The sequence below is a fragment of the Candidatus Accumulibacter phosphatis genome, from assembly GCF_000024165.1.
GTDB lineage: Bacteria > Pseudomonadota > Gammaproteobacteria > Burkholderiales > Rhodocyclaceae > Accumulibacter > Accumulibacter phosphatis.
Genome location: NC_013194.1, coordinates 1,011,660 through 1,036,942 on the forward strand (window position 1 = coordinate 1,011,660; position 25,283 = coordinate 1,036,942).

20 protein-coding genes and 1 tRNA gene are annotated in these 25,283 nt (G+C 65.4%); 11 read left to right on the plus strand and 10 right to left on the minus strand.

Translation table 11 applies throughout. From position 1 onward, the window contains the following. Positions 1–85: 85 nt before the first annotated feature. Positions 86–610, minus strand: a complete 525-nt coding sequence (locus CAP2UW1_RS04405; RefSeq protein ID WP_012806124.1) for a DUF6431 domain-containing protein — start codon at positions 608–610, stop codon at positions 86–88. A 188-nt stretch (positions 611–798) separates the two neighbouring features. On the opposite strand from CAP2UW1_RS04405, the gene CAP2UW1_RS04410 reads away from it, so the two are divergent. Beyond that, entirely contained in the window at positions 799–1,014 is a 216-nt protein-coding gene (locus tag CAP2UW1_RS04410) for a hypothetical protein (protein ID WP_015765456.1), read from the plus strand. Between the two features lie 112 nt (positions 1,015–1,126). Here CAP2UW1_RS04410 and CAP2UW1_RS04415 read toward each other — a convergent pair whose 3' ends face one another. Further along, entirely contained in the window at positions 1,127–1,774 is a 648-nt protein-coding gene (locus tag CAP2UW1_RS04415) for a TMEM165/GDT1 family protein (protein WP_015765457.1), read from the minus strand. Positions 1,775–2,081: 307 nt separating this feature from the next. Here CAP2UW1_RS04415 and CAP2UW1_RS04420 point away from each other — a divergent pair, with 307 nt between their 5' ends. Beyond that, the gene (locus CAP2UW1_RS04420) at positions 2,082–3,428 is read left to right on the plus strand and encodes a fused MFS/spermidine synthase (protein WP_015765458.1); all 1,347 of its coding nucleotides are present in this window, start codon (positions 2,082–2,084) and stop codon (positions 3,426–3,428) included. 75 nt (positions 3,429–3,503) lie between these two features. Here CAP2UW1_RS04420 and CAP2UW1_RS04425 read toward each other — a convergent pair whose 3' ends face one another. The 4 genes from CAP2UW1_RS04425 to CAP2UW1_RS04440 form a co-directional block, all read right to left on the minus strand. Then, the gene (locus tag CAP2UW1_RS04425; protein ID WP_015765459.1) at positions 3,504–6,920 is read right to left on the minus strand and encodes a DEAD/DEAH box helicase family protein; all 3,417 of its coding nucleotides are present in this window, start codon (positions 6,918–6,920) and stop codon (positions 3,504–3,506) included. Then, entirely contained in the window at positions 6,917–8,095 is a 1,179-nt protein-coding gene (locus CAP2UW1_RS04430) for a Fic family protein (protein ID WP_015765460.1), read from the minus strand. Before CAP2UW1_RS04430 ends, CAP2UW1_RS04425 begins: the two co-directional genes overlap by 4 nt. A gap of 105 nt (positions 8,096–8,200) precedes the next feature. Continuing rightward, positions 8,201–9,412, minus strand: coding sequence for a restriction endonuclease subunit S (locus CAP2UW1_RS04435; RefSeq protein ID WP_015765461.1), 1,212 nt, complete (start codon positions 9,410–9,412; stop codon positions 8,201–8,203). Next, positions 9,409–10,959, minus strand: coding sequence for a class I SAM-dependent DNA methyltransferase (locus CAP2UW1_RS04440; RefSeq protein WP_015765462.1), 1,551 nt, complete (start codon positions 10,957–10,959; stop codon positions 9,409–9,411). The genes CAP2UW1_RS04435 and CAP2UW1_RS04440 overlap by 4 nt, the downstream gene beginning before the upstream one ends. A 558-nt stretch (positions 10,960–11,517) precedes the next feature. Here CAP2UW1_RS04440 and CAP2UW1_RS04445 point away from each other — a divergent pair. Further along, the gene (locus CAP2UW1_RS04445; protein WP_015765463.1) at positions 11,518–11,796 is read left to right on the plus strand and encodes a type II toxin-antitoxin system TacA family antitoxin; all 279 of its coding nucleotides are present in this window, start codon (positions 11,518–11,520) and stop codon (positions 11,794–11,796) included. Continuing rightward, a complete protein-coding gene (locus tag CAP2UW1_RS04450) occupies positions 11,793–12,287 on the plus strand; it encodes a GNAT family N-acetyltransferase (RefSeq protein ID WP_015765464.1) in 495 nt (164 codons plus the stop codon). The genes CAP2UW1_RS04445 and CAP2UW1_RS04450 overlap by 4 nt, the downstream gene beginning before the upstream one ends. 153 nt (positions 12,288–12,440) lie before the next feature. On the opposite strand, the gene CAP2UW1_RS04455 is transcribed toward CAP2UW1_RS04450, so the two are convergent. After that, positions 12,441–12,528: transfer RNA gene (locus CAP2UW1_RS04455), tRNA-Ser, on the minus strand. 330 nt (positions 12,529–12,858) lie between these two features. Here CAP2UW1_RS04455 and CAP2UW1_RS04460 point away from each other — a divergent pair. Beyond that, complete coding sequence (locus tag CAP2UW1_RS04460) at positions 12,859–13,551, plus strand: Bax inhibitor-1/YccA family protein (protein ID WP_015765465.1); 693 nt, start codon at positions 12,859–12,861, stop codon at positions 13,549–13,551. A gap of 51 nt (positions 13,552–13,602) precedes the next feature. On the opposite strand, the gene CAP2UW1_RS04465 is transcribed toward CAP2UW1_RS04460, so the two are convergent. Together CAP2UW1_RS04465 and CAP2UW1_RS04470 are read right to left on the minus strand one after the other, a co-directional pair. Further along, positions 13,603–14,478, minus strand: a complete 876-nt coding sequence (locus CAP2UW1_RS04465) for a polysaccharide deacetylase family protein (protein ID WP_015765466.1) — start codon at positions 14,476–14,478, stop codon at positions 13,603–13,605. 51 nt (positions 14,479–14,529) lie between these two features. Next, a complete protein-coding gene (locus tag CAP2UW1_RS04470; RefSeq protein ID WP_015765467.1) occupies positions 14,530–14,901 on the minus strand; it encodes an Mth938-like domain-containing protein in 372 nt (123 codons plus the stop codon). A 146-nt stretch (positions 14,902–15,047) separates the two neighbouring features. Between CAP2UW1_RS04470 and alaC the strand changes: the two genes are divergently transcribed. The 6 genes from alaC (at position 15,048) to CAP2UW1_RS04500 (ending at position 24,199) form a co-directional block, all read left to right on the plus strand. Next, positions 15,048–16,232, plus strand: a complete 1,185-nt coding sequence (gene alaC, locus CAP2UW1_RS04475) for an alanine transaminase (RefSeq protein WP_015765468.1) — start codon at positions 15,048–15,050, stop codon at positions 16,230–16,232. Positions 16,233–16,241: 9 nt separating this feature from the next. Further along, positions 16,242–17,495 (plus strand): pyridoxal phosphate-dependent aminotransferase, encoded by a 1,254-nt coding sequence (locus CAP2UW1_RS04480; protein WP_015765469.1) that lies wholly within the window; start codon positions 16,242–16,244, stop codon positions 17,493–17,495. Between the two features lie 72 nt (positions 17,496–17,567). Next, on the plus strand, positions 17,568–18,878 hold the full coding sequence (locus CAP2UW1_RS04485; protein ID WP_041567699.1) for a homoserine dehydrogenase: 1,311 nt from the start codon (positions 17,568–17,570) through the stop codon (positions 18,876–18,878). Positions 18,879–19,038: 160 nt separating this feature from the next. Next, complete coding sequence (locus tag CAP2UW1_RS23525) at positions 19,039–22,089, plus strand: caspase family protein (protein ID WP_015765471.1); 3,051 nt, start codon at positions 19,039–19,041, stop codon at positions 22,087–22,089. Positions 22,090–22,112: 23 nt separating this feature from the next. Then, the gene (locus CAP2UW1_RS04495) at positions 22,113–23,276 is read left to right on the plus strand and encodes a CaiB/BaiF CoA transferase family protein (protein WP_015765472.1); all 1,164 of its coding nucleotides are present in this window, start codon (positions 22,113–22,115) and stop codon (positions 23,274–23,276) included. Positions 23,277–23,299: 23 nt separating this feature from the next. After that, positions 23,300–24,199: an AEC family transporter gene (locus CAP2UW1_RS04500; protein ID WP_015765473.1), complete on the plus strand. Its 900-nt coding sequence runs from the start codon at positions 23,300–23,302 to the stop codon at positions 24,197–24,199. Here the strand turns inward: CAP2UW1_RS04500 and CAP2UW1_RS04505 are convergent. Next, the gene (locus CAP2UW1_RS04505) at positions 24,193–24,996 is read right to left on the minus strand and encodes a Stp1/IreP family PP2C-type Ser/Thr phosphatase (RefSeq protein ID WP_049778516.1); all 804 of its coding nucleotides are present in this window, start codon (positions 24,994–24,996) and stop codon (positions 24,193–24,195) included. The genes CAP2UW1_RS04500 and CAP2UW1_RS04505 overlap by 7 nt on opposite strands. Between the last annotated feature and the right edge of the window lie 287 nt (positions 24,997–25,283).

Consider the following 25,283-nt stretch of genomic DNA (forward strand, 5'->3'; position numbering starts at 1 on the left):
GCCGAAATAATGCCACGAGCAAACTGTGTGGGGACCCCGCCCGGGCGGGGTCCCCACCGTCCGCCACTCGCTCGGTGTCAGGAAATCATGGGACGCTCATCTCTTGATCGAGCCAGAACATGGCCCGCGGCAGACCCAGGCTGTTGAACACCTGGTGCCAAAAGCCGTGCGTGTCAACGGCCCGGCCGAGTTCGGCAAAGCGCACGCGCAGGTGAAACACAAAGTCCTTTCCCCGCTCCTGCAACCAGTTCCACCAGCGCGCGCCCGTGTGCCGGTCAGGTGGACCGCCGGGGTGCTCTGCCGCGCCGTTCAGCCGCTGCTGCAGGACTTGCTGTTGCACCGACCAGTCATACCAGCGTCGCGGTGCGATACATTCCGGCAGGCGCGAACACGTGCGTCGGCATCCGGCACAACGGTAGCGAAGGATGGGGATCGGGTTGAGCCGTGGCGGCACGGCTCGGCGGTCGGCCTTTCGCTCATAGTGACCATGCTGATGGACCACTCCCAGCCCGCAGTGCGGGCACGACTTCGGTCGATACACTTCAGCGGCCTTTTGAGTCGTCTCAACGTGCTGCTCAAGCGTGGTGATGCCGGCTACAATTCGTTGCATGGGCTGGGCTCTTTTCTATCTCGGTCGTCTCGATAACTTCCCACGATAGCAGAGGTGTTCCAGCCCTTCTCCGTCCTTCTTCATTCCGCCTTCGCTCAGGAGATCCTTCGATCTTCCTGCTCAAAGTACGCGCGATATTCAAAGCCCTTCAATCCCGTTTAGGGGCGGACGTAACACGTGCCCTGGGTGTGGCGCCGGGCAACCTGACCGCGGACCAGTTCTGGTCGGGCAACGGCATCAGCGTGGCCCACGACGCCAGCGACCGGATCATCTACGACACAGCGTCAGGAAGCCTGTTCTACGACGCCGACGGCAGCGGCAGCGGCGCGGCCGTGGCGATCGCTGTGGTCGGGCTGGCGACGCATCCGAGCTTGGTGTACAGCGACTTTCAGTTGATTGCCTGAGACCCGGGGGGGCGATCGGCGGCGACTTGCCGCCACCACGGCAGCTTGCCGGAGTCCGGCCTTTGGCGACGGCCAGCGGCCGACTCCGGCTTGTCGTCGCGCGGCGACTGGCCTATCCGCCGGTGAAGGAGCGGTAGGCCTGGTAAGCGGCAACTGCCGCGAGGGCCAGGAAGAACGCGCCGCTGATCCGGTGCAGCAGGACCAGCGGAATCTTCTTCAGGATGGTGCGGCCGGCCAGGATTCCCACGGCCGACGTTGTCGCCAGGGCCGCCGTGGCACCCAGCCAGACGGCGGCAGGCACATGCGTGCTGCTCAAGGCAACGACGGCAAGCTGCGTCTTGTCGCCGAACTCGGCCACCGTGAGCAGGATGAAGGTGGTGAGAAATATGCCATGGCCACTTTTCTCCTCGACATCGTCGTCGTCGCCGTCGTCGGTGGCGCGCAAGGCGTGGATGCCAAAAGCGGCGAAGAGAATGGCGACCGTCGCGCCGACCACGTATTCCGGAAGCCAGTTGGCAATGGCCACTCCGAAGACCACGGCCAGGGTATTCAGCACCGCGAAGGCGGCCACCGCGCCCAGCATGACCGGCATTGGCCGGTGCCGGGAGGCGAGGGTCATGCAGACCAATTGACTCTTGTCGCCGATCTCGGCGGCGGCAATCAGGGCGAACGTCGTGGCCGCCGTGGCCGAAAACTCGACCAGGTTACCGGTACTCGCCAACCACCCGAACTGCTGAAGAAAGGTCTGCGCGTTGTCCATCCTGCTCTCCGGAAATGCCGACGGTCACATTGCCTGCGCCGGTTGAGGCGAGGCGGCTGGCCGTCGCCTGGAGGAGGGCGCGAGTATACGCGCTGCACGCCGGCGATGGGGCATACCGGAGTCATCAATCTGCCTGAACCTGCGGCGCGGGCATGCTTTCGCCGGGACGAGCCATCGGTTTGGTGAATCATGACAAACATGCGCACCCGGCATGGCCGCCCGGAGCCGCCGGTTTGGGCCGGAAGCGCTTGCCGCTGCGGTATAGTGCCGGCTCACTCCAGCCCCAGCGACGCGATCCCCATCCCCCATGCCACGCTTCCTGCTCTTTGCCATCGTCTTCATCGAAGGATTCTGCTCGCTCGGTGCAGAAGTCATCGCGTTGCGCCAGATCATCCCGCACATGGGCAGTTCCATCGTTGTCACGGCGCCGACGATCGGCTTTTTCCTGCTCGCGCTGGCCCTCGGTTATCACGCCGGCGCGAAAGTCGACAGCGGCTATCTGGCTGTCGTGGCAAGGAACTTCCTGATCGCGGCGGCACTGACTGGCGTTGGGCTGTCGGGAGTGGCCGTCGATCGGATCTTCGCCTTGCTCAACCCGTCGGGCCTCGCGTATCTCTTCTTTGTCGCCGGCGTCGTCTGTCCGATTGCCTGGCTGCTCGGGCAGACGGTGCCGATCCTCACCAACCTGCTGCACCACGAACGCGTCGGGGAAGCCAGCGGCCAGGCTCTGTACTGGTCGACGCTGGGCTCCTTCCTGGGTTCGCTGTCGCTGTCGCTGCTGGTCATGCAATGGCTGGGCGTTTCGGCCGCCGTCGCCCTGAGTGCGCTGCTCCTCGTCACCGGCTACGTGTTGCTCAGCCCGCGGCGTGGCTGGGCAGCGGCGACGACCGGTCTGGCTGTCGGCGCCCTGACCTTCGTCGCCAACGCCTGGCTGCGCCCGGAGATCGAAACCGCCTACGCCAGCTATCTGGTCGTGCCGGTCAAGTACGACGGCGCCATCAACGGGCGGGCATTCAAGAACAACAGTTCGGTCGCCTCCTTGATCGATGACGCCGAGCCACCGCACTACGCTCGCTATATCCGGCATATCCGCAGCCTGCTGCTCGATGACCTCGCCTTTCGTGATCGGCAGATTCTGGTTCTCGGCGCCGGCGGCTTCACGCTCTCGCACCGTGAGCCGAGCAACCATTACACCTATGTCGATATCGATCCGGCAGTCCGCGGGATCGCCGAAAAGCACTTTCTCCGAGAAACCGCGCGTGGCGACTTCATCGCCGACGACGCTCGCCGCTTCGTCATCCGCACCGAGCAGCGCTTCGCTGCGGCCATCGTCGATGTGTACGGCTCGCATTCCTCGATTCCGGGCCACCTCGTGACACGCGAATTCTGGCAGGCGACGCGCCGAGTCCTCGAAGCCGACGGGCTGCTGATCGCCAACCTGATCCTCGACAGCGCCCTCGCCACACCCTACTCGCGCAACCTGCTGGCGACCATCGAGAGCGTCTACGGCCGCTGCGCCGTCGAGGTGCTGCAGAAGAAGCAGGTGCTCGCCAACGCCGTCGTCACCTGTCGCAATGGACCGACGCCGGAGCCTGCCAGCCTGTTCGTCGACGAACGCAACAGCGCGGACTTCGACCTGGCGCGCTCACGCTGAGGCCGGGCTGCCACAAGCCGCCCAGGCGTTCTGTCCGCTGGTGAGGCCGCCGGGCATAGCGACCCCCGAATCCGCTCATGCCGCCATGGCTGTCCCACGCACCTGTTCAAGCGTGGCCACCAGTTCGTCAATCTGTGCGGAACTGAAGATGCCGTCGGGTCCGTGTGGCGTCAGGTCGGTGAAGGGCGACTCGTAGAGGAGCGCTGGGTCCATCACCCCTTGCTCGGTCAGGTGGTCGAGGATCAGGTTGACGAATTCGATCTGGTTCGCGCCGAGCGTCTTGCCGGCAAGGAAGCCGGTGAATGCCTCCTTGGCGGCTTCACGATCCATGCCGACCAGCGATCGCACAAAGAGCCCCAGCCCCTGGCACTGCGTCTTGGCCAATTCGATCTCATCCGCCGCACCGACTCCGCTTTCGGCAAGCATCCGTTCCAGCTCGGCCAGATCGGCCGCCGTCAGTGCCTTGTTCATCCGCAGCTTGTGGATCGCGACGTGGTCCTGGTGCGCGCGCAGGAAGGCCTGCGCCTTGGCACGGAACCTGGCGTAGTCCGTACCCTCGCCGAACCCCGGCAGGGCGACCGCTGTTTCCTCGCCCATCGCGTCCACGAAGTCGGTGTAGATGGGCTTGCGTTTCTGCTTGTCGATGAGCTTGATCAGATCGCGCAGGCGCCGGCGCATGCCTTCGAGCATCGGCACGGTCACGTCCTGCCACCACGCTTCCGTCTGCACGTCCTGGATGAACGTCATCCGCTCGCGCACCATCGGAATCGCCGACTTCTCCTCGAGCAGGCCGGCAAGCTCCTTCACCTGTTCGCGCAGGCGAACGAAGCCGGGCTCGCAGCGCAACATGGCAAGCTGCAGCTTGAGCACCAGCAAGTCGAAGCGCTTGGCCTCTTCACCCTCGGGGTCCAGCGCCGACGGCAGTCCCGCCACTTCGCGCGACAGCTCGGAGAGCGACTCCGGCGACAGTGTCGCCCAGGCCTCGGGCGTGGCGTAGCGCTCAACGATGCGCCGCTTCGGCCGCACGACGAAGTTGTCCAGGTTCATGGCCACCACTTCCCGCTGCAGCAGGACGGCAAGCTGCGCGCGCACTTCGCCGTCGGTTTCCGGATGCCCGTGCGGTGTGGCCCGCTGCTCCTGCGCCGCATGGCGGTCGGCAGCCACCAGGTTCCTGTCCAGTTCGCCGATCAACTCCAGCCGCGCATTGAACAGCCGTTTGCCGAGCGCTTCGCCGAGCGCTCCCTCGCTGGCCGCAATGTCCTGGCTGAAGTACTCCAGGTTCTGGCAGTAGTCGAAGACGTAGAAGAAGGTCTTGTGCTGGCCCGGCCCGAACAGGTCCAGGCAGAGGCGTGTGCCGCGACCGAGCATCTGCCAGAACTTGGTCTTCGAGCGCACCAGCTTGAAAAAGACCAGATTCACGACCTCGGGGATGTCGATTCCGGTATCGAGCATGTCCACCGAGATGGCAATGTGCGGCGCCTTGTCCCTCGCCGCGAAGCTGTCGATCAGGCTCTGCGCGTACTCGGTCCTGAAGGTGATGACGCGCGCGAACTCCCCCTTGTAATGCGGGTAGTTGGCGTTGAAACGCTCGGCGATGAACTCGGCGTGGCGCTGGTTCTTGGCGAAGAGGATGGTCTTGCCGAGCCGGTCGCCGCCGGCCACGGTCACGCCGCGCGTCATCAGGTGCTGCAGCACCTTGTCCACCGTGTCCTTGTTGAACAGCCACTTGTTGACCGCTTCGGCCTCGACGCGATCGGGAACACCGTCCTCGTCGTCCCACTCCAGCGCGTCCCACTGCTCCTTGTCGTCTTCCGACAGCTCGTCGTACTTGATCCCCTCGCGCTGGAACTTGAGTGGTACCGACACGGCCTGCGGTGGCACGAGGAAGCCGTCGTGCACCGCCTCGGCGAGCGAGTAGGCGTCGGTCGGCACGCCGTTCTCGAGGTCGAACAGGCTGTAGGTGTTGCGGTCCAGCTCGTCCTTGGGCGTTGCCGTGAGCCCCACCAGCAGGGCATCGAAGTAATCGAAGATGGCGCGGTACTTCTGAAAGACCGAACGGTGCGCCTCGTCGATGATGACGAGATCGAAGTGCCCGACGCCGAAACGCCGCTGGCCGTTCCTCGTCTCGTCGATCAGCCCCATCATCGTTGGATAGGTCGACACGAAGACGCGCCCTTCGGCGTCCTTCTCGCTCACCAGGTTCACCGGCGAGGAATCCGGCAGGTGGCGCTTGAAGGCATTCACCGCCTGGTTCACGAGTGCCACGCGGTCGGCGAGGAAGAGCACGCGCTTGACCCGATTGCAGCGCATCAGCAGATCGCACAGCGCGATCACCGTACGCGTTTTGCCGGCGCCGGTGGCCTGCACCAGCAAGGCCTTGCGGTCATGGTCGCGCTCGAAGGATTCGGCGATGCGGCGGATGCCGCGCCACTGGTAGTAGCGCTCGACGATCTCCTTGTTCAGCTCGGCCGTGGCGAGTGACTTGCGACTTGCGCGCCGCTGGATGGCGAGTTCCAGCTCCGCCTTCTTGTAGAAGCCCTGCACGGCGCGCGGCGGGTAGTTCGTATCGTCCCAGAGCCAGTGCTCGTAACCGTTGGAATAGAAGATCAACGGGCGCTGGCCGAACTGGCGCTGCAGGCAGTCGGCGTAGAGCCTGGCTTGCTGCTGGCCCGCGCGCGCGTCGCGGCGTGTGCGCTTGGCCTCGACCAGCCCGAGCGGCTTGCCGTCGTCGCCCCAGAGCACGTAGTCGACGAAGCCCTGGCCGTCGTTGTTCGGCATGCCGGCGACCGCGAATTCCCGGTCGCGCGCCTGGTCCAGCGACCAGCCGGCCTCCTTGAGCAGCAGGTCGATGAAGTAGTCGCGGGTTTCCGCCTCGGAGTAATCGTGCGTATCCGGTTGCGCCGTGGCCGCCTGTTTCGCCGCCGCCACCTCGGCGCGCAGGCCCTTCAATTCCTCGTCGAGCGCCGCCTTGTCCGCCAGCAAGGCGGAGAGTTTCTCGTCGCGCTCGCGCAGGCCGGCTTCGAGCTGCTGCAATTGCTCGCTGGTCAGCCGCGGCGCGGGCGTGGCCCTGGGCAGTGCGGCGGCGTCGAAGACCACTCCCGGCGCCGGGCGCCCGACACGGCCATAGGTGCGGGCGAGCCAGTACGCCACATGGAACAGTTCGCGTACGGCGACCAGTGCGTCGTCGAGCGGGATAGCGCGCTGGCCGTGCACGGCGCGGTTGCCGAGCGTGTTGATGACGCGTGCCTTGCTGAACACCGCCTCGCCCGCCGCCTGCTTGAAACTCGACTCGTGGATCAGTGCCGAGAGATTGTCCTGATACGGCAGCTTGAGCGCGGCGTCGTGCTTGTACGCCCAGGCGACCGCCAGTTCCAGCGCCCGGCGCGCGTAGAAGCAGGCGCTGCGCGGGTCGGCGTGCGCCGCCGCCTCGGCCCGGCTTGCCGCTTCCAGCACGGCGGGCCACTCACGTTCGAGGAAAGAGAATTGGCTCATCGTCTCCCGTCCGGCAGGGCCATGCCCTCGTTGAGGATTTCGGCATAGCGCGCATAGCTGAACACCCGGCCGCGCAGCTTGCGTGTCAGCTCGGCGACGACGCCGAGGCGCTCCAGATGAACCAGCGCCTTGTTAACGGTCGCTGGCGTCAGTCCGGTCGTCGCGGTGAGCGACGCGGCGGTGGCGATCGGCTGGCGCTGCAAAGCCTGGTGAATCGCCAGCGCCGACGCTGCGGCGCGCCCCAGCGCCGCGATCCGCTGCCCATCGGCGGCGGCCAGTTCCAGCAGACGCCTGGCCGATGTCGCGGCCTGGGTGGCGCTCGCCAACACGGCATCGGCGAAGAACTCGAGCCAGGCTTCCCAATCGCCCGTCAGGCGCACCGCGTTCAGCAACTCGTAATACGTCTGCCGGTGCTCCTTGAAATGAAGACTCAAGTACAGCATCGGCTCGCGCATCAGCCCGTCCGCCGAGATCTGCAGCGCGATCAGCAGCCGACCCAGCCGCCCGTTGCCGTCGAGGAAGGGGTGGATGGTCTCGAACTGCACGTGCGCCAGCGCCGCCTTGACCAGTGGTGGTGTCGGTTCGGGCAGGTCGTGCAGGAAGCGCTCGAAGAGGTGCAGGCAGTCTTCGATTTCGTTGACTGGAGGTGGCACGAACACCGCGTTGCCCGGCCGTGTGCCGCCGATCCACACCTGGCTGCGGCGAAACTCGCCGGGCGTGAGCGTGGCGCCGCGTCCGTGGTCGCCGATCAGCACGGCATGCACTTCGCGGAGCAGCCGCAGCGACAGCGGAAATCCACCGCGCAGCCGCTGCAGGCCGTGCTCCAGCGCCGCCACGTAGCGACTCACCTCGCGCGCGTCTTCCAGCGACACGCCCGGTTGCTCGTCGAGTTCGAACAACATCAGGTCGGCGAGCGAAGATTGCGTGCCCTCGATCATCGACGACAGCACCGCCTCCTTGCGCACGAAGCTGTAGAGCAGCAGCGCCGCGTTCGGCAGCAGGTCGCTCACCGCGTCGAGCCGGCCGAGTGCCACCAGCGCGGCGTCGAAGCGGCCGCGCAGCGCCGGCGTCCAGTCGATCGCCGGCCGCGGCGGCAGGGGCGCCGGGACGAAGGCCTGGAACGACTCGTCAGCGGTGGCAACCTTGAGGTAACGGCCTTGCAGCGGGCGCTTCATCGGTGGCGGGAACCTAAAATAGCGGCAAGCGTTATTTTAGGATGATGAGGGTTTGTAAAACAATCCCAGCGGCCGGGCAGGCGCGGATGAACTCACTGCGCACGGCTATAGATCTCCCAGGAAGGCGCGGTGCTGGAGGGAGGCGAAGAGGGCGTCGAGTTGAGCGAGCGCGGCGCGATGGGCAGTCTTCAGTGTCTCCATCGCGGCAACTTGCTGTGTGAAATCGCGCTGCAATCCAATCGGAGGGACGGGAATGGCCAAACTTCTGAGGCGTCCCATGCTGATACGGATACGAGTCTGCCCGTGCATCAGGTCTTGTGCCATGCGCTGCGTACCCGGTTGGTTTAGCAGGAAGCAGACGAACTCCGAAGTTGCGGTCCGTTCGTCGGGGCGAATCTGAACGCAATCGGCTTTGTTCAATGCGACTGAAAGCCACCTCGGTTGGATGCATGCGCGGAGGTTCGGGTCGCCCAACGTGCCCACGAGGACATCACCGGGAAGACACTCATGCTTTTTCAGATTCCTGAAGTGGTCCTCGGAAATGTAGGCAGCATCGGCGCCAAGGAACTCGCCTACGCCGATGTTTTGCAGACGCACGACTCGAACTCCGCTCGCCCTGTAGTGATCACTCTTCAAGTTTGAGCCGAACGGCCCATCCGAAAATTTCGTCCCGAGCGTGCACAGTTGCGCACAGGGCCAGCCCTTCGGATTCGTCGCCGGGTCGCCGAACATGTCGAGGAAGATGGATTGGGTGAGGGCGTCGAGTTGGGCGAGGGCGGCGCGGCGCTTGGCCCGCAGCGCGTCCGCCTTGTCCAGGATCTCCGCAATCCGTCGCTGCTCGGGGAGGGCTGGAAGGTGGAGCTTGAGCTTCAAGCAGCGGCCAACGTTGAGATTCGAAATGTTGGTGGTCTGCTGGCCGAAGCTCCGTACCGTGGCTTGAGTGCGGTCCGACGCGAACCAACGGAATAGGTACCGGGGATCGACCTTCGCGGGATTCGCGCGAAGAACAGAGATGAACCCGCCGAACGTGGACCGCCAGGGGAGGCTGGGCACCAAGCAGCATTTCCCGACCAAGTTCCAACTGTTCGCACTCGATACGAGCACGTCTCCGGGAATCAGGTACTGATCCTCGCGCCTTACGAACGACTGGGGAATGCCCCACACATCGCATAGGTCGAGTTCCGTCTGCACGTTCTTCGTTCGCATGCAGGCTGCAGCGCCTGGCGTGTCGACGGGTACTACATCCTCCGGTTTGAACGTGATTCCGCGAATGAATGCCGCGACGTCGCTCAGTTCTACTGCTGCCAACGCGGTCATCCCAGCATCCCCTCCAAGTCCTTCATCCCCCGCTGAATCTCCTCCTCCAGCTTCGCCAGATCGGCGAGGATCTCTTTCGGTGCGCGGTGTTCGACCGCGTCGTGTACCACCTCCTTGTAGCGGTTGAGCGAGAGGTCGTAGCCCTGTGCGGCGATGTCTGCTCGCGACACGCAGAAGCTCTGCGCCGTGCGCGGACGTTCGCGCTCGGCGCCATTGCGCTCGGCCCAGCGCGCCAGCACGTCGGGTAGGTTGTTCTTGCCGTGCTCGTCCCCGTCGAGCGTGCTACGCGGCACGGGGCCGAGCTTGTCTTCAGGCAGCAGCGGCGTACGCTTGTCGTCGAGGCTCCAGCCGTCGGCCTGGACATCGTAGAACCAGACCTGATCGGTGCCGCCGGAGTTGGTTTTGGTGAACAGCAGGATGGCGGTGGACACGCCGGCGTAGGGCTTGAAGACGCCGCCGGGCAGCTTGACGACGGCGTCGAGCTTCTGGTCCTCGACCAGCATCCGGCGCAGTTGCTTGTGCGCGGTGCTCGAACCGAACAGCACGCCGTCGGGAACGATCACCGCGGCGCGGCCGCCGGGCTTGAGCAGGCGCAGGAAGAGCGCCAGGAAGAGCAGCTCGGTCTTCTTCGTCTTGACGATCTGCAGCAGGTCCCTGGCGGTGTTCTCGTAGTCCAGGCTGCCGGCGAAGGGCGGATTGGCGAGCAGCAGCGTGTACTTTTCCTCCTCGCCGGCGTGGTCCTGCGCCAGCGAGTCGCGGTAACGGATGTCGGGGTTCTCGACGCCGTGCAGCAGCATGTTCATGCTGCCGATGCGCAGCATGGTGTTGTCGAAATCGAAGCCGTGGAACATGCGGTGGTGAAAGTGCTCGCGCCGCCCGGCGTCGTGCAGGAGGTTCGGGTGGCGCTGGCGCAGCACCTCGCCCGCCGTGACCAGGAAGCCGGCCGTGCCGCAGGCCGGGTCGCAGATCACGTCGCTCGGCTGCGGCGCGGTCAGTTCGACCATCAGCCGGATGATGTGGCGCGGCGTGCGGAACTGACCGTTCTGTCCGGCGCTGGCGATCTTGCCGAGCATGTACTCGTAGACGTCGCCCTTGGTGTCGCGGTCCTCCATCGGCACGGCGTCGAGCAGGTCCACCACCTTGGCCAGCAGCGCCGCCGACGGAATGGTGAAGCGTGCATCCTGCATGTGCTGCGCGTAGGTCGAGCCGTCGCCGCCGAGCGTGCGCAGGAAGGGGAAGACGTGCTCGCTGACCACGGCGTACATCTCGCTCGCGGCGAAGTGCTTGAAGTGCGACCAGCGCAGGTTTTCGAAGGAGTGGCCGCCGTTCTTGCCGATGCCGTCGTTGCCCTCGGGGAAGATCCGGCGCGCCATCGGCGTTCCGAGCCGGGCGGAGCGGTTCTCTTCCAGCGTGTGCAGGTCGTCCAGCCGGCGCAGGAAGAGCAGGTAGGTGATCTGCTCGATCACCTCCAGCGGGTTGGAGATGCCGCCGGACCAGAAGGCGTTCCAGATCTGGTCGATCTGGCTCTTGATGTTGCCGGTGATCATGAGGAAATGCTCCGAATGGTTGTCTCGTTGCGCTTTCGCGGCGTGCTCGCGTTTGCCACGCATTGGGCCCACAGCGCGGGTCGTCGTCGAGCAGTTCGCTACGCCAACGGCGTCCTGTCCACCTGCTGGCATATCCGGGACCGACAGTGCTCGTGCGCTTGAAATGCGGCAGGATCGGCCCGACCGGATTGTAAGCGCGAACGGCTGTCTGCAAGCACCTGCGTGTACAAAGCCCGCGTGAAGGGCTGGGTGCTTCGTGATCCGCGCTTGTCGGGCACAGGCCACGGGTCATCGTTGTTCCTGCCGCTGCGGAAGAACCGTTGCGCGTCTTCGCTCATCGCTGGTGGAGCGGCGGCGAAGGTCAAGATGGAAAGCGCTGCAGGGAGGATAGCACGCCATCACAGGACGGCAGGCGTCGCCTGGTGTCAGAGCTCTCTTCCGTGAATCGCACTCGACGAAAGCGGTCGGTGACTTCTCTTGTTCGCATTGACAACAGCTACACGTCTGGCTACGATTCGTGTGGCTGTTGTGTATACATCAAGACAGGAAGGGGAATCCATGCGCGATGCCGCCATCAACCTGCGGGCCCTGCCCGAACAGCGGGATCTGATTGACCACGCCGCGCAGTTGCTCGGCAAGAACCGCTCCGACTTCATGCTGGAGGCAGCTTGCGACAGAGCACAAGCTGTGGTGCTCGACCAGGTGTTCTTTGCCTTGGATGAGGACAAGTTCCGCCAGTTCACGCAACTGCTCGATGCGCCTCCGGCAAGAAATCCGGGCCTCGAACGACTCATGGCCGTCAAGGCTCCCTGGAGCGCCAAGACCGGTAAGCGATGAGCCGGCAATTCGGCGCGCCGCAGCCGCTGGCGGGAGCACACAGCGTCGACGACTTCGCGTGCGGTGAGGTGACGCTCGACGACTGGCTCAAGCGCCGGGCCCTTGCCAATCAGTCCAGCGGCGCCAGCCGCACCTTCGTGGTGGTCGACCAGGAAGGTCGCGTCGTCGGTTACTACGCCATGGCCGCCGGTGCTGTGTCGCACCAACTGGCGACCAGCAAGATCAGGCGCAACATGCCGGATCCTGTTCCGATCCTGGTGCTGGCGCGGCTCGCCGTCGATCGTCGCGCTCAAGGGTTCCATCTGGGGCCGTCCTTGCTGCAGGACGCCGTCAATCGTGCGAGCGCTGTAGCCGAACACGCAGGCGTCAGAGCGTTGCTGGTGCGCGCACTCCATGATCGCGCCAGACAGTTCTACGAGCACTACGGGTTTCAAGCCTCACCTGCGCATCCGATGACGCTCATGTTGCGTCTGCCGAGTTTGATCCCGTGAGGCGCGGCTTGACTCCGTCAGAACGTGCGCGTGAATCGGCCTCGACTGACAGCCACGTCATGAACCAGCGCGAGGCCGGGAATCTGGTGGGCAGCCTCTATGCGTGAGGGTTCTGGGGGATGGCACCCCGTGGGACGCGGTGAAAAGTCGTCCTGGCGGAAGCGGTGAGATTCGAACTCACGGACGGTTGCCCGTCGCCGGTTTTCAAGACCGGTGCAATCGACCACTCTGCCACGCTTCCTGCAAAAACACTCGAGACTGTCTTCTGCCGTTTCGACGCATCCCCACATGCGTCCGTTCAGCCCGGCGGCGGTGGCGGAGACGCGCCACCCATTCGCCCTGAACTTCCCTCGCCGAGTTGCTGAAACATCGCGTTTCGCTGGCGGCAAGTCCGACTTCCGGAATGCTGCGAACTGGGCTCGGCAAGGCGACGAATGATAGCACGCGCGTCGCAGCGCTGTGCCATGGCCGCACCGCCATGTCCCCCCGGGGCTCGTCGACGTTGCAACTTTTCCCCCACTTGGCTAGTCTTAGGGGCGTAGTCGCATATCAATTACAGGAGGAACACGCAATGCAACCCCAGTATCAGATGACCAACCAGGCAACCCAGGAGATGGCGCTGCAGCAGAACCGGGTTCTGCGCAACACGTTCATGCTGCTTGCGTTGACCATGGTGCCGACCGTCATTGGCGCGCTCGTCGGCGTTCAGTTGAAGTTCTCGTTCCTGGCCGGCAGCCCGTTCCTGTCTTTCCTGCTCTTCCTCGGCATCGCCTTCGGCTTCATGTGGGGAATCGAGCGGACCAAGGACAGCGGCATGGGTGTTGTCCTGCTGCTCGGCTTCACCTTCTTCATGGGCCTGATGCTGTCGCGCATCCTGCAGGTGGCGCTCGGCTTCAACAACGGCGGTTCGCTGATCGCCATGGCGGCCGGTGGCACCGGGGTGATCTTCTTCACGCTCGCCGGCGTGGCGACAGTGACCAAGAAGGATTTCAGCTTCCTGGGCAAGTTCCTGTTCGTCGGCATGATCGTGGTTCTGCTGGCGGCGGTGGCCAACATCTTCTTCCAGATCCCGGCGCTGTCGGTGACGATCTCGGCGCTCGCTGTGATGATCTTCTCCGCCTACATCCTCTATGACATCAGCCGGATCGTCACCGGTGGCGAGGACAACTACATTTCGGCGACGCTGGCGGTCTATCTCGACATCTACAACGTCTTCGTCAGCCTGCTCAATCTGCTGATGATTTTCAGCGGCGATCGCGACTGATCGGTCACGGATGTTCGCGAGGAAAAGGCGGCTGCGGCCGCCTTTTTTTGTTCACTCCTCGAGGAAGGCGCGCCCCTGCAGCATGCGTGGGCCTGTTCGTCCGGCGATCTCGGCAAACGCGACGGTGTGGCGTGGCAACTGGGCGACGTTGCGAGCCGCCAGCAGGTCACGCAAGGCAACGAGTCGATGGCCTTTTTCCTGCCACGTGGCGAGCAGACGTTCGAAGGCGTCGCAAAACGTTATCCCCTCCAGCTCGGCGCGCAAAGTGAAGACATGGTCGCCGCTTATCGTCGTCGATGCCTCGATGACTTGCTCGACCGCCTGATCCGCGGAGGCGGCGCCGAGGAGCAGCAACTCGTCGATCGTCGGCAAGGTCGTTGGGATCTGTGGGCAACGCACGATTTCACCGTCGATGACGGGGAAGAAGGGATACTTGCCGCGGCAATCGCTGGCATAGCACAGGCCCAGGCGTTGCGTCAGACGCAGCGCATGGCGATTCATTCGCCAACCGGCGGCGCCGTGGGCCAGTGGCGGGGCGCCGAAAATCGCCTCGAAACGGCGCCAGGCCTGGGCCATTTCGGCCTCGACCCAGGCGTTGTCGGCCGACAGCACGCGGCGCTCCCAAAGCACGCGATTCCAGGCGTGAACGGCGACCTCGAAACCGGCAGCCAGCGTCTGGCGCATGCTGTCGGCAGCACGCGCGCCGATATCGGGAGCCGGCAGGAGCAGCCCCGACAGGCGTGTGGTGAGATCGTAGTGACGGCTGGGCGAGGACTTGTGCGCTTCGCGACCGCTGCAGTCCGGACCGAGAGCGAAGAAGAAGGTGGCCGAAGCGGCGTGCCGCTGCAGCAGGTCAATGAGCGCCGGGACGCCGACCAGCGTTCCGCGGCAGGTGTCGACGTCGATCTTGAGGGCGATGCGCTTCATCGGACGGGCACCGGTGACTGAAGCATGGCGGAGGAGGGCCGACGACGGGCGTCAGACAAGGAGCAGGCCGACGGCGACCTTGCGGCCTTCACCCATCAAGACGTTGTAGGTGCGGCAGGCGGCCGGCAAATCCATGACCTCGAGCCCCTTTTGCAGCCGCACCAGCGGCCGCAGCAGTTCGGGGCTGGGGAAGCGCAGCCGGTCGCCGGTGCCGAGCAGAACGATTTCGGCATCGAGCGAAGCGAGCAGTTCGATGTCGCCGACGCTCAGCGTTTCGAAGGTGGCGTTCGTCCAGTCCGGGATCAGCCGATCCGGCAGCACGGCGAGATTGCAGGTGTGGCGAATTCCGTTCACGCTCACGTAGCCGGTACCGTAAGCGGTGAAAGTGTTCAGGCCGGCGTTTCTGTCGAGCTGCAGTTTCATGAAAATTGCGGTGCACAGGACGTTAAAGTAGGATTATAGCTTTTTTGTCGATCGCGTTCCGGGGCTGGCAGGGTGTGGTCGCCGCCCTGCGCCGGGAGCAGATCGCGGCATCGGTCAACGCACCGACCATTAACCGAGTTTGCGCCATGAGAGAGTTTTCCCGCATCAAACGCCTGCCCCCCTACGTCTTCAGCATCACCAGCGAGCTGAAGATGGCCGCACGTCGGCGCGGTGAAGACATCATCGACATGAGCATGGGCAATCCGGACGGCCCGACGCCGCAGCACATCACCGACAAGCTGGTCGAGGCGGCGCTGCGCGAGAACACGCATGGCTATTCGATCTCCAAGGGAATACCCCGGCTGCGCAAGGCGATCTGCGACTGGTATCAGCGGCGCTACGATGTGACTTTCGATCCGGACAGCGAAGCGGTGGTGACCATCGGCTCGAAGGAGGGTCTGGCGCACCTGATGCTGGCGACGCTCGATCGCGGCGATACCGTGCTGGTGCCGAATCCCTCGTACCCAATTCACATCTATGGAGCGATCATCGCCGGCGCCGACATCCGCTCGGTGCGCATGACCCCCGATGTCGACTTCTTCGAGGAGGTCGAGCGCGCGATCCGCGAGTCGATTCCGAAGCCGAAGATGATGATTCTCGGCTTCCCGAGCAATCCGACGGCGCGCTGCGTGGACCTCGAGTTCTTCGAGCACATCGTCGCGCTGGCCCGCCAGCACGACATCCTGGTCGTGCATGACCTCGCCTACGCGGATATCTGCTTCGATGGTTACCAGGCGCCGTCGATCATGCAGGTCGCCGGCGCGCGCGACGTCGCCGTCGAGTTCTTCACGATGTCGAAGAGCTACAACATGGCCGGCTGGCGGGTTGGCTACATGGTCGGCAACCAGGAACTGTGCCACGCGCTGGTACGCATCAAGAGCTACCATGACTACGGTACCTTCACGCCGATCCAGGTGGCGTCGGTGATCGCGCTCGACGGTCCGCAACAGTGCGTCGAAGAGGTACGCCAACTGTACCAGGGCCGGCGCAACGTTCTCGCCAAGGGCTTGCACGAAGCCGGCTGGATGGTCGATGTGCCGAAGGCGTCGATGTACATCTGGGCGAAGATTCCCGATGCCTATCTGAAAATGGGTTCGCTCGAATTTGCCAAGAAGGTGCTCAGCGATGCCAGGGTGGCGGTGTCGCCCGGTGTCGGCTTCGGCGAGTATGGCGACGACCACGTTCGCTTTGCCCTGATCGAGAACGAGGAACGCACGCGGCAGGCGGTACGTGGAATCAAGGACATGTTCAGGAAGGATGGGCTGCTCTAGGCCGATGCGATGAAACCGATATTCAAGTCAAACAAGCTCGACAACGTCTGCTATGACATCCGCGGCGCCGTGCTGCAGAAGGCGAAGCAGATGGAGGACGAGGGCCACCACATCATCAAGCTCAACATCGGCAACCTCGCCGCTTTCGGCTTCGAGGCGCCCGAAGAAATCCAGCTCGACATGATCCGCAACCTGCCGAATGCGGCGGGTTATTCGGACTCGAAGGGGATCTTCTCGGCGCGCAAGGCCGTCATGCATTACACGCAGCAGAAGCACATCAAGGGCGTGACGCTGGAGGACATCTATATCGGCAACGGGGTCTCGGAGCTGATCGTGATGGCGATGAATGCGCTGCTCAATGCCGGTGACGAAGTACTCGTGCCGGCGCCCGATTACCCGTTGTGGACGGCCGCGGTGAGCCTGTCGAGCGGGACGCCGCGGCATTACCTCTGCGATGAAGCGAACGACTGGCTACCCGACCTCGACGACCTGCGCGCCCGCATCACGCCGCGGACGCGTGCGCTGGTGGTGATCAACCCCAACAATCCGACCGGCGCGCTGTATCCGGAAAGCGTCCTGCGCGAGATGGTCGCCATCGCGCGCGAATACGGCCTGATCATCTACGCCGACGAGGTTTACGACAAGGTGCTCTACGACGGGGCGACGCACACGGCGATCGCCTCGCTGTCGCAGGACGTGCTGACGGTGACCTTCAACGGCTTGTCGAAGAACTACCGCTCATGCGGCTATCGCGCCGGCTGGATGGTGGTTTCCGGCGACCTGCGCGAAGCGCGCGACTACATCGAGGGACTCGACATGCTCGCCTCGATGCGCCTGTGCGCCAACGTGCCGGCGCAGCACGCGATCCAGACCGCGCTCGGCGGCTATCAGAGCATCGACGACCTGGTCGCGCCGGGCGGCCGCATGTGCCGGCAGCGCGATCTGGCGCACGCCTTGATCACGGCCATACCCGGGGTCACCTGTGTCAAGCCCAAGGCGGCCTTGTACATGTTTCCGCGTCTCGACCCAGAGATCTATCCGATCGAGAACGACCAGGACTTCATTGCCGAACTGCTGCAGGAAGAGCGCGTTCTGCTCGTCCAGGGCAGCGGTTTCAACTGGCCTGCTCCCGACCACTTCCGCCTCGTTTTTTTGCCCTATGAAGACGATCTGCGCGACGCCATCGCGCGCATCGCGCGTTTCCTTGCCGGCTATCGCCAGCGCGGCGGCAAGCGGCTCAGGCTGGCCGGCGCGGTCGCCTGACGTCGCCGATCGGCACTTTGCAGAGCCTCGATGGCCGAGGCCCAACCCTCAACCCTTACTGCCCACTGTCCCATGAAACCTATCAACGTTGGACTTCTCGGCATCGGCACCGTCGGTGGCGGCACCTACTCGGTACTCAAGCGTAACGCTGAAGAAATCACCCGTCGCGCCGGTCGTCCGATTCAGGTCGGTATCGTCGCCGACCGCAATCTGGAACGGGCGCGGCAGCGTACCGGGGGAACATGCCGCGTGATCGACGACCCGTTTGCCGTCGTCAGTGACCCCGAGGTCGACATCGTCGTCGAACTGATCGGCGGTTGTGATGTCGCCAAGGCGCTGGTTCTGCAGGCGATCGACAACGGCAAGCACGTGGTCACCGCCAACAAGGCCCTGCTTGCCAAGCACGGCAACGAAATCTTTGCCGCTGCCCAGGCAAGGGGGGTCATGGTCGCCTTCGAGGCCGCTGTCGCCGGCGGCATCCCGATCATCAAGGCACTGCGCGAAGGCCTGACGGCCAACCGCATCGAGTGGATCGCCGGGATCATCAACGGCACGACCAACTTCATCCTCTCCGAGATGCGCGACAAGGGCATGTCCTTCGCCGCGGTGCTGGCGGAAGCGCAGCGTCTCGGCTATGCGGAAGCGGACCCCACGTTCGACATCGAAGGAGTCGATGCGGCGCACAAGCTCTCGATCATGTCGGCGATTGCCTTCGGCAACTCGATGAGCTTCGACCAGGCCTACATCGAAGGCATCAGCAGCCTCGATGCGGCCGACATCCGCTACGCCGAACAGCTCGGTTACCGCATCAAGCTGCTCGGGATCACCAAGCGCACGGCCGAGGGTGTCGAGCTGCGCGTCCATCCGACGCTGATCCCGGCCAGGCGGCTGATCGCCAACGTCGAGGGAGCGATGAACGCCGTGCTGGTCAAGGGCGACGCCGTCGGCGCGACGCTCTACTATGGCAAGGGCGCCGGCGCCGAGCCGACGGCGTCGGCGGTGATTGCCGATTTGGTCGACGTCACGCGCATGCACACCGCCGACCCCGAGCATCGCGTCCCGCATCTTGCCTTCCAGCCCGGGGCGATGGTCGACCTGGCGATCCTGCCGATGGCGGACGTCGTGACCAGCTACTACCTCCGCCTGCGCGTCGACGACCGGCCGGGCGTCCTCGCCGACGTCACGCGCATCCTCGCCGACGATGGCATCTCGATCGTCGCCATGATCCAGCGCGAGCCGGGCGAGGGCGAAGAGCAGACCGACATCATCATGCTGACCCACAAGACGCGCGAAAGGAATATCGACACGGCGATCGCCGGCATCGAGGCGCTGTCGGCGGTCAAGTGCAGGATCATCCGCCTGCGGCTCGAAGAGCTGCAATAATACTGTCGGCGGCCTGGCGCGCCGCCCGCAGTGCGCGTGCCGCGGTAGATCCGGCGCGGCGGGTCGCCGCAGACCCTCCGGGTGCTCCGCGAAAGTGTCGAAGGGCCGGAGCATCCGCCTCGCCCGGCTGGTGTATCCCTTGCGTCCGCAGGAGGCAGCAATGATGCGAATACTGGCCCTCGGGCTGCTGTTGATGCTCTCCAGCGTCGCTTCTGCGCAGCCCACCGCGCAGCCGACAGGACAGCCTTCGGCGCGCCCGGTCTTCGCCATCGACCCCGGCGTGCATGCCGGCAACGCCCACCGTATCGCGGCAACCCCGGACGAGCGTCACCTGATCACCGTCGGACTCGACAAGACCTTGCGCATCTGGGACGCGGACAGCGGTCGTCAAGCGCGGCGGCTGATCTTGCCGGTGGGCGGCCGCAACGACGGCCTGCTCTACGCGCTGGCCCTGTCGCCGGACGGCAGCCTGGCCGCGGTTGGCGGCAGCCTCTACAGCCTCGGCAAGGGGCGCTCGGTCGCCATCGTCTCGCTGCAGGACGGCCGCATCGTGCGCGCCTTCTCCGGCTTCGAGTCGCCGGTGACGGCGCTCGCCTGGTCGCGCGACGGCCGCCTGCTGGCGGTCGGTTTCGCCGACGACACGGGTGGCACTGAACACGGCCTGCGCGTGATCGAGATCGACACTGGGCGTAGCGTGTACGAGGATCGCTCGCTCGAAGGGCATGTCGCGGCGCTTGGCTTTCGCGCCGACAACACGTTCTTCGCGACCACGCACAACTTCCCCGCCGCCAGTCGGGTCGCCCTCTACAAGCCGGCCGGCGCCGGTTTCGATCGGGTTGGCGAGCGCGTCCTGGCCGACCGTGGCGCCTTTCGCGCCTACTGGACGGCCGACGAACGGGCCTTCTTTGTCTTCGGTCACGGCCTCTACGATGGCGAGTCGCTGGCGCCGCTGCCCTACCGCCTGAGCCGCAGCGCCATGCCGAACGGGATTCGCTCGTTGGTCATTCGCGAATCGCCCGATGGCCGCCATATCTTCGGCGCCGCGACCAGTCGCGAAAGCGCGAGCGGGCTCATCCGCCGCTGGAGTGGTGCCGGTTACCAGCGCCAGAGCTACGATGACCTGCGAATTCCCGACCGCCGGGTGGCCGATATCGTGACCCTGCGCAACGGCGGTGTCGCCTACATCTCGGAGGACGGGGCGATTGCCGCCGTCGGCCCGGACATGCAGTTGCTGTGGCGCAACGCGCGCGCGGTGGCCGAACTCGACGGTCATCCCGAGGCGCTGCGCGTGTCTGCCGACGGGCGTCAGGTCGTGCTGCCGGCGGCCAACGAGCAGGGCAGCCGGCTGATCGCCTTCAACCTCGACGAGCCGGGCTTCGTCAGCGTCGACAGCACTCGCCAGCAGTGGCAGGCACCGCTGACCAGTCGCCCGGGGATGAGCGTGCTGGCCTGGCAGGGGACGAGCGACGGCACGGTCAATGGCCAGCCGTTGCCGAAGAAGAACCGGCGCGAGCGCTCGCTGTCGGTCGCCGTACATTCGAGCGAGGATGCCCTGGTCTTCGGTTCGTCGCACCGTTTTCTGCGCAAGGTCAGCGGCCAGGGCCGCGAGCTGTGGGTGCGTTATCTGCAGGCCGATGTCGTCGCCGTGAACCTGATCGAGTCGCGCGGTCTGGTCGTCGCTGCGACGCTCGACGGATTCATCCACCTGCTGCGCTGGGGCGATGGCGAGCCGGTGATGAGCTATTACCTGCAGCCGGGCGACCGCAAGTGGCTGGCGATTTCGCGCGCCGGCTTCTACGAGGCGGCGATCGGCGCCGAGGACCATGCCGGCTGGATCGTCGGCAGCGACCCGGGGCGGACTGCCGATTTCTTTCCGCTGTCGCGTTTTCGTGCCAACTTTCTCCTGCCGGGAATGGTTCGCCAGGTTCTTGCCGCCAACGACCAGCGCCGCGGTATCGCGGCGGCGAAGCGCGAGCGCGAGACGCGGCGAACGCCTGAAGGAGCCCCGCCTTCCCGTTCCGGCGACGACAGCACGCCGCCCGTGCCCACGCCGACACCGGCGGCGAGCAGCAGCAAGGGCCGGCTCGCCGAACTCGACGAAGGGCAGGGCCAGGAGATCAGCCCGCCTGCCGTCGATCGCCTACCACCGGTGATCGACATCATCAAGCCCGGATACGAAGTCGGCGTCAGCGAGCCGCGGCTCACTCTCGCCTATCGTGTGCGCACGCCCGCCACCGCACCGGTGACCCGGGTGCGCGTCCGCGTCAATGGCCAGGAGGTGCCACAGGCCGCCGAGACGCGCGGGCAGCGACCGGTGCGCGAGGAGACGCGCAACCTGACCATCGAGCTGCCGAGCGACGATGCCGAGGTCCAGTTGATTGCCGAGAACGCCGCCGGCGCCTCCGTTCCGGTCGTCGTGCGCGTGCGCTATCAGGGTGAGAAGAAGGCGGCTCCCGGCAGCGACCTCTACGTCCTTGCCGTTGGCGTCTCGGCCTACGACAAGCCCGAGTACCGTCTTGGCTTGGCGGCGAAGGACGCCGAGGATTTCGGCAAGCTGATCCGGCAACAGGAAGGAGCCCTGTACCGCAAGGTCGTCGTTCGCATGCTGGTGGACAGCGCCGCCTCGAAGCAATCGGTCGAGGCGGCGCTGGCCTGGCTCAAGGACAGCGTCGGGCCGCGCGATACGGCGATGGTCTTCCTCGCCGGGCACGGGATCAACGACGGTCGCGGCGACTATCTCTACCTGCCGCGTGACGCTGACGTGGCACGTCTGCAAGCCACCGGCGTCCCCTTCTCGCTGATCCGCGGCACGCTGACCAGCCTGCCGGGGCGAACGCTGATGTTCGTCGACACCTGCCATGCCGGCAACGTCGTCGGGTCCGCGCGGCAGCGCCTCGACAACACGGAAGCCATCAACGAACTGGCCAGCAGCGAGAACAATATCGTCGTCTTCGCGTCGTCGGCCGGCGCGCAGGAATCGATCGAGGATGCCAAGTGGGGTAACGGCGCGTTCACCAAGGCGCTGCTCGAAGGGCTGCGCGGCGAGGCCGACGTCAAGAAACGTGGCCGCGTCACCTACAAGCAGCTCGACGCCTACGTTTCGGACCGCGTCGATGAACTGACGCAGGGACAGCAGACACCGGTGACGCCCGTACTCCAGGGTGTGCCCGACTTCATCATCGCGCTGATCGCCCAGTTGCGGCGGCAGTAGACACCCACAGAAAGCCAATCGCCATGCGCTCACCTCCTCTCGCCGGACTCCGCGTCCTCGATCTCACCCGCCTCTTGCCGGGGCCACTCGCCAGCATGCACCTCGCCGACCTCGGCGCCGACGTCATCAAGGTCGAAGACACCGGCGCCGGCGACTACGCGCGCAGCGCCGGGGCGGTGCACGGGGACATCAGCTACTTTCAGCTCGTCAATCGCAACAAGCGCAGTCTCTGTCTGGACCTCAAGCAGGGCGCCGGCGTCGACGCGTTCCTGCGCCTCGCCGCGACCGCCGACGTGATCCTCGAGGGCTTTCGCCCCGGCGTCGTCGACAAGCTAGGCATCGGTTATCAGGCCGTTGCCGAGCTCAATCCGCGCATCGTGTATGGCGCGATCACCGGCTATGGGCAGGACGGGCCGTACCGGGACCGCGCCGGCCACGATCTGAACTACCTCGGCTACTGCGGCCTGCTCGACCAGATCGGCCTGCCCGGCAGCGCTCCGGCGGTGCCGAATTTTCAGATCGGCGACCTCCTCGGCGGTTCGCTGACCGCGCTCGTCGGCGTTCTCGCCGGTGTCGTCGATGCGCGCAGCAGTGGCCGTGGCCGTTACGTCGATGTGTCGATGACCGACGCGGTGTTCGCGCACACCATCTTTCCGCTGCTGGCCGTGCTGGGCCTGGGGCACGCGCTGCCGCGTGGCGAGGACGTCCTCTCCGGCGGCATGCCGAGTTACGGCGTCTATGCGACCAGTGACGGTCGCCACTTCGCGGTCAGTGCGATGGAGCCGAAATTCTGGCAGGGGTTTTGCGAGGCGGTCGGCCGTCCCGACCTCAAGCCGTTCGCCTTCGCCACCGGCGCCGAGGGTCAGCGGATCCGGCGCGAGCTGGAAGCGGCCTTCGCGCAACGCAGTTTCGCCGACTGGACGGCGGTGTTCGAGCGCGTGGATTGCTGCGTCACGCCGGTGTTGCGCCTCGAGGAGAGTCTCGAGAACGAGCAACTGCAAGCGCGTGGCATGATCGTCGAGGTCGCCGGCGTCAAGCAGTTCGCGCCGCCGTTCAAGATCAGCGAAGTGCCGTTCGCGGTGCGCCTGCCGCCGCCAGCCGCCGGCGAACACAGCGACGAAGTTCTCCGCGAGGCCGGTTTCAGCGCCGACGAAATTGCCCGCCTGCGCGCGCAGAAAGTGATCTGACGTCGTTCGCGGGTGCCGCGACGATGCAGGGCGTTTTCCTGCTGCTTCCCGATTTTGGCCTGATCCTGCTCGGCTGGGGACTGCGTCGCGGCATGGATCTCGGCGACACGCTCTGGGCCGGTCTCGAGAAGCTGGTGTACTTCGTGCTCTTTCCCGCCCTGTTGTTCAACGCCCTGGCGCGCACGCGCATCGACTTCGCCACGGCGGCACCGCTGATCGCCAGCGGTGCCGCGGCGACCGTCTGCGGCATCGCCCTCGCCCTGCTGGCGCGTCCGCTGTTCAGGCAGGATGGGAGCGCTTTCGCTTCGCGCTTTCAGTGCGCGTTCCGCTTCAACTCCTACATCGGTCTGGCGGTGCTCGGCAAATTGCATGGCGCTGCCGGCATCGCGACGATGGGCCTCCTGATCGGCGCCATGGTGCCGCTGGTGAACCTCGCTTCGGTCTGGATGCTGGCGCGGCAGGGAAACCTCGGCGTCGGTCGCGAAATGGCGCGCAATCCGCTCGTTCTCGCCTCGCTTGCCGGCTTTGCCTTCAGCACCAGTGGCCTGACGTTGCCGGACTTCGCGAGCCATTTCCTCGGTCGGCTCGGCGACGCGGCAGTCGCCCTCGGTCTGCTGGCGGTTGGTGCGGCGCTCAGGCTGCGCGGTCCCACCGGGTCGCCTCTCGGGTCCTGCTATCTGCTGGCCGTTAAACTCATCGCCGTACCGGCGGCGGCCTTGCTCGTGGCCCTGAGTCTCGGCCTGGGGCGCGTCCATCTCGACGCCGCCGTGCTCTTCGCCGCCTTGCCGACGGCGACTTCCGCGTACATCCTGACCCAACGCATGGGTGGCGACGGTGCAGGCGTTGCCTGGCTGGTTTCAGCCAATACGCTGGCCGCGATGGCGACGCTACCGCTCTGGCTGAGCATCGTGCTGCGCTACTGAGCGAACGAATGAGGCTCCTGCGGCGGTTCAGCGCTCCGGATGGCAAGGACGCCGACCGAGATGTTATCGCTGCCGCCGCGCTCGCGCGCCAGTTCGATCAGTTGGCGGCAGGCTTCTTCGGCCTCCGCGGAGGCGACGATCCGGGCGATCTCCTGCGTTTCGACCATATCCCAGAGGCCATCGGAGCACAGCACGAAGCAGTCGCCAGGTGTCGCCGCGTCGCAGGACTGCGCGACGAGCCACAGCTTGGCCTGCGTTCCCAACGAGCGCAGGAGGACATTGCGTGCCGGGTGGTGCAGCGCCTGCTCGGCGGTGATCATGCGGTTCTTCACCATTTCCGCGACGAAGCTGTCGTCGGTGGTCAGTTGCGTACACCGGCCGCCGACGCATCGGTACAAACGGCTGTCGCCGACATGCGCGAAGACGACGCGCGTGCCGATGAGAGCCAGCGCGGTGGCGGTGGTTCCCATGCCATCGAGCGCCAGATCCGCCTCGGAGGCACGGAATACCACGCCATTGGCCTCGCGCAGCGCCAGCGCCAGCGCCTGCCCCGGGTCATCGTCCGGCGCCGCGAAGTAGTGGCGGCAAATCGTCTCCACGGCCAGTGCGCTCGCCACTTCGCCGCCGTTGTGGCCGCCCATGCCATCGGCCACCACCGCCAGGACGCCGAGGCGTCGGCGCACGTCGGCGTCGCTCGGCGAAACGAAGGCGATCGAATCCTGATTGCTGCTGCGTACGCAGCCGATGTCGCTGGCCATGAAAGCGTCGACCGCATGATTCGGCGATGTGGCGCCCACCGACGGCTCAGCGGGGCTCTTGCCAACGCAGCGGCAAGGCCAGAAACCGCTTACCGCGCCTGCCAACCGCGAACTCCACTTGCCCATCTTCCTGTTCCTTGCGCTTGCGCATCGACCCGACTCGCGTGTTCAGCAGAGGCTCCGGCGTGAACACATCTGCCATTGTGCCAGTCTACCCGCCGCTTCGTGGATTTGGCGTGAATTTTGATCGTCCAACCCGCGGGCAGCGTGCTTGCCAGGTTGGGCAAGCCGCGGAAACCTGAAGTGAGCCAAAGTGTCGCCGAAAC

What these genes read in the sequence shown, in the direction of transcription:
- CAP2UW1_RS04420 (WP_015765458.1), top strand. Translation starts at nt 2,082, where the DNA reads ATGCCACGCTTCCTGCTCTTTGCCATCGTCTTCATCGAAGGATTCTGC.
- CAP2UW1_RS04480 (WP_015765469.1), top strand. Translation starts at nt 16,242, where the DNA reads ATGAAACCGATATTCAAGTCAAACAAGCTCGACAACGTCTGCTATGAC.
- CAP2UW1_RS04440 (WP_015765462.1), bottom strand. Translation starts at nt 10,959, where the DNA reads ATGATCACCGGCAACATCAAGAGCCAGATCGACCAGATCTGGAACGCC.
- CAP2UW1_RS04465 (WP_015765466.1), bottom strand. Translation starts at nt 14,478, where the DNA reads ATGAAGCGCATCGCCCTCAAGATCGACGTCGACACCTGCCGCGGAACG.
- CAP2UW1_RS04405 (WP_012806124.1), bottom strand. Translation starts at nt 610, where the DNA reads ATGCAACGAATTGTAGCCGGCATCACCACGCTTGAGCAGCACGTTGAG.
- CAP2UW1_RS04495 (WP_015765472.1), top strand. Translation starts at nt 22,113, where the DNA reads ATGCGCTCACCTCCTCTCGCCGGACTCCGCGTCCTCGATCTCACCCGC.
- CAP2UW1_RS04500 (WP_015765473.1), top strand. Translation starts at nt 23,300, where the DNA reads ATGCAGGGCGTTTTCCTGCTGCTTCCCGATTTTGGCCTGATCCTGCTC.
- CAP2UW1_RS04450 (WP_015765464.1), top strand. Translation starts at nt 11,793, where the DNA reads ATGAGCCGGCAATTCGGCGCGCCGCAGCCGCTGGCGGGAGCACACAGC.
- CAP2UW1_RS04435 (WP_015765461.1), bottom strand. Translation starts at nt 9,412, where the DNA reads ATGACCGCGTTGGCAGCAGTAGAACTGAGCGACGTCGCGGCATTCATT.
- CAP2UW1_RS04415 (WP_015765457.1), bottom strand. Translation starts at nt 1,774, where the DNA reads ATGGACAACGCGCAGACCTTTCTTCAGCAGTTCGGGTGGTTGGCGAGT.
- CAP2UW1_RS04460 (WP_015765465.1), top strand. Translation starts at nt 12,859, where the DNA reads ATGCAACCCCAGTATCAGATGACCAACCAGGCAACCCAGGAGATGGCG.
- alaC (WP_015765468.1), top strand. Translation starts at nt 15,048, where the DNA reads ATGAGAGAGTTTTCCCGCATCAAACGCCTGCCCCCCTACGTCTTCAGC.
- CAP2UW1_RS04430 (WP_015765460.1), bottom strand. Translation starts at nt 8,095, where the DNA reads ATGAAGCGCCCGCTGCAAGGCCGTTACCTCAAGGTTGCCACCGCTGAC.
- CAP2UW1_RS23525 (WP_015765471.1), top strand. Translation starts at nt 19,039, where the DNA reads ATGATGCGAATACTGGCCCTCGGGCTGCTGTTGATGCTCTCCAGCGTC.
- CAP2UW1_RS04445 (WP_015765463.1), top strand. Translation starts at nt 11,518, where the DNA reads ATGCGCGATGCCGCCATCAACCTGCGGGCCCTGCCCGAACAGCGGGAT.
- CAP2UW1_RS04425 (WP_015765459.1), bottom strand. Translation starts at nt 6,920, where the DNA reads ATGAGCCAATTCTCTTTCCTCGAACGTGAGTGGCCCGCCGTGCTGGAA.
- CAP2UW1_RS04470 (WP_015765467.1), bottom strand. Translation starts at nt 14,901, where the DNA reads ATGAAACTGCAGCTCGACAGAAACGCCGGCCTGAACACTTTCACCGCT.
- CAP2UW1_RS04485 (WP_041567699.1), top strand. Translation starts at nt 17,568, where the DNA reads ATGAAACCTATCAACGTTGGACTTCTCGGCATCGGCACCGTCGGTGGC.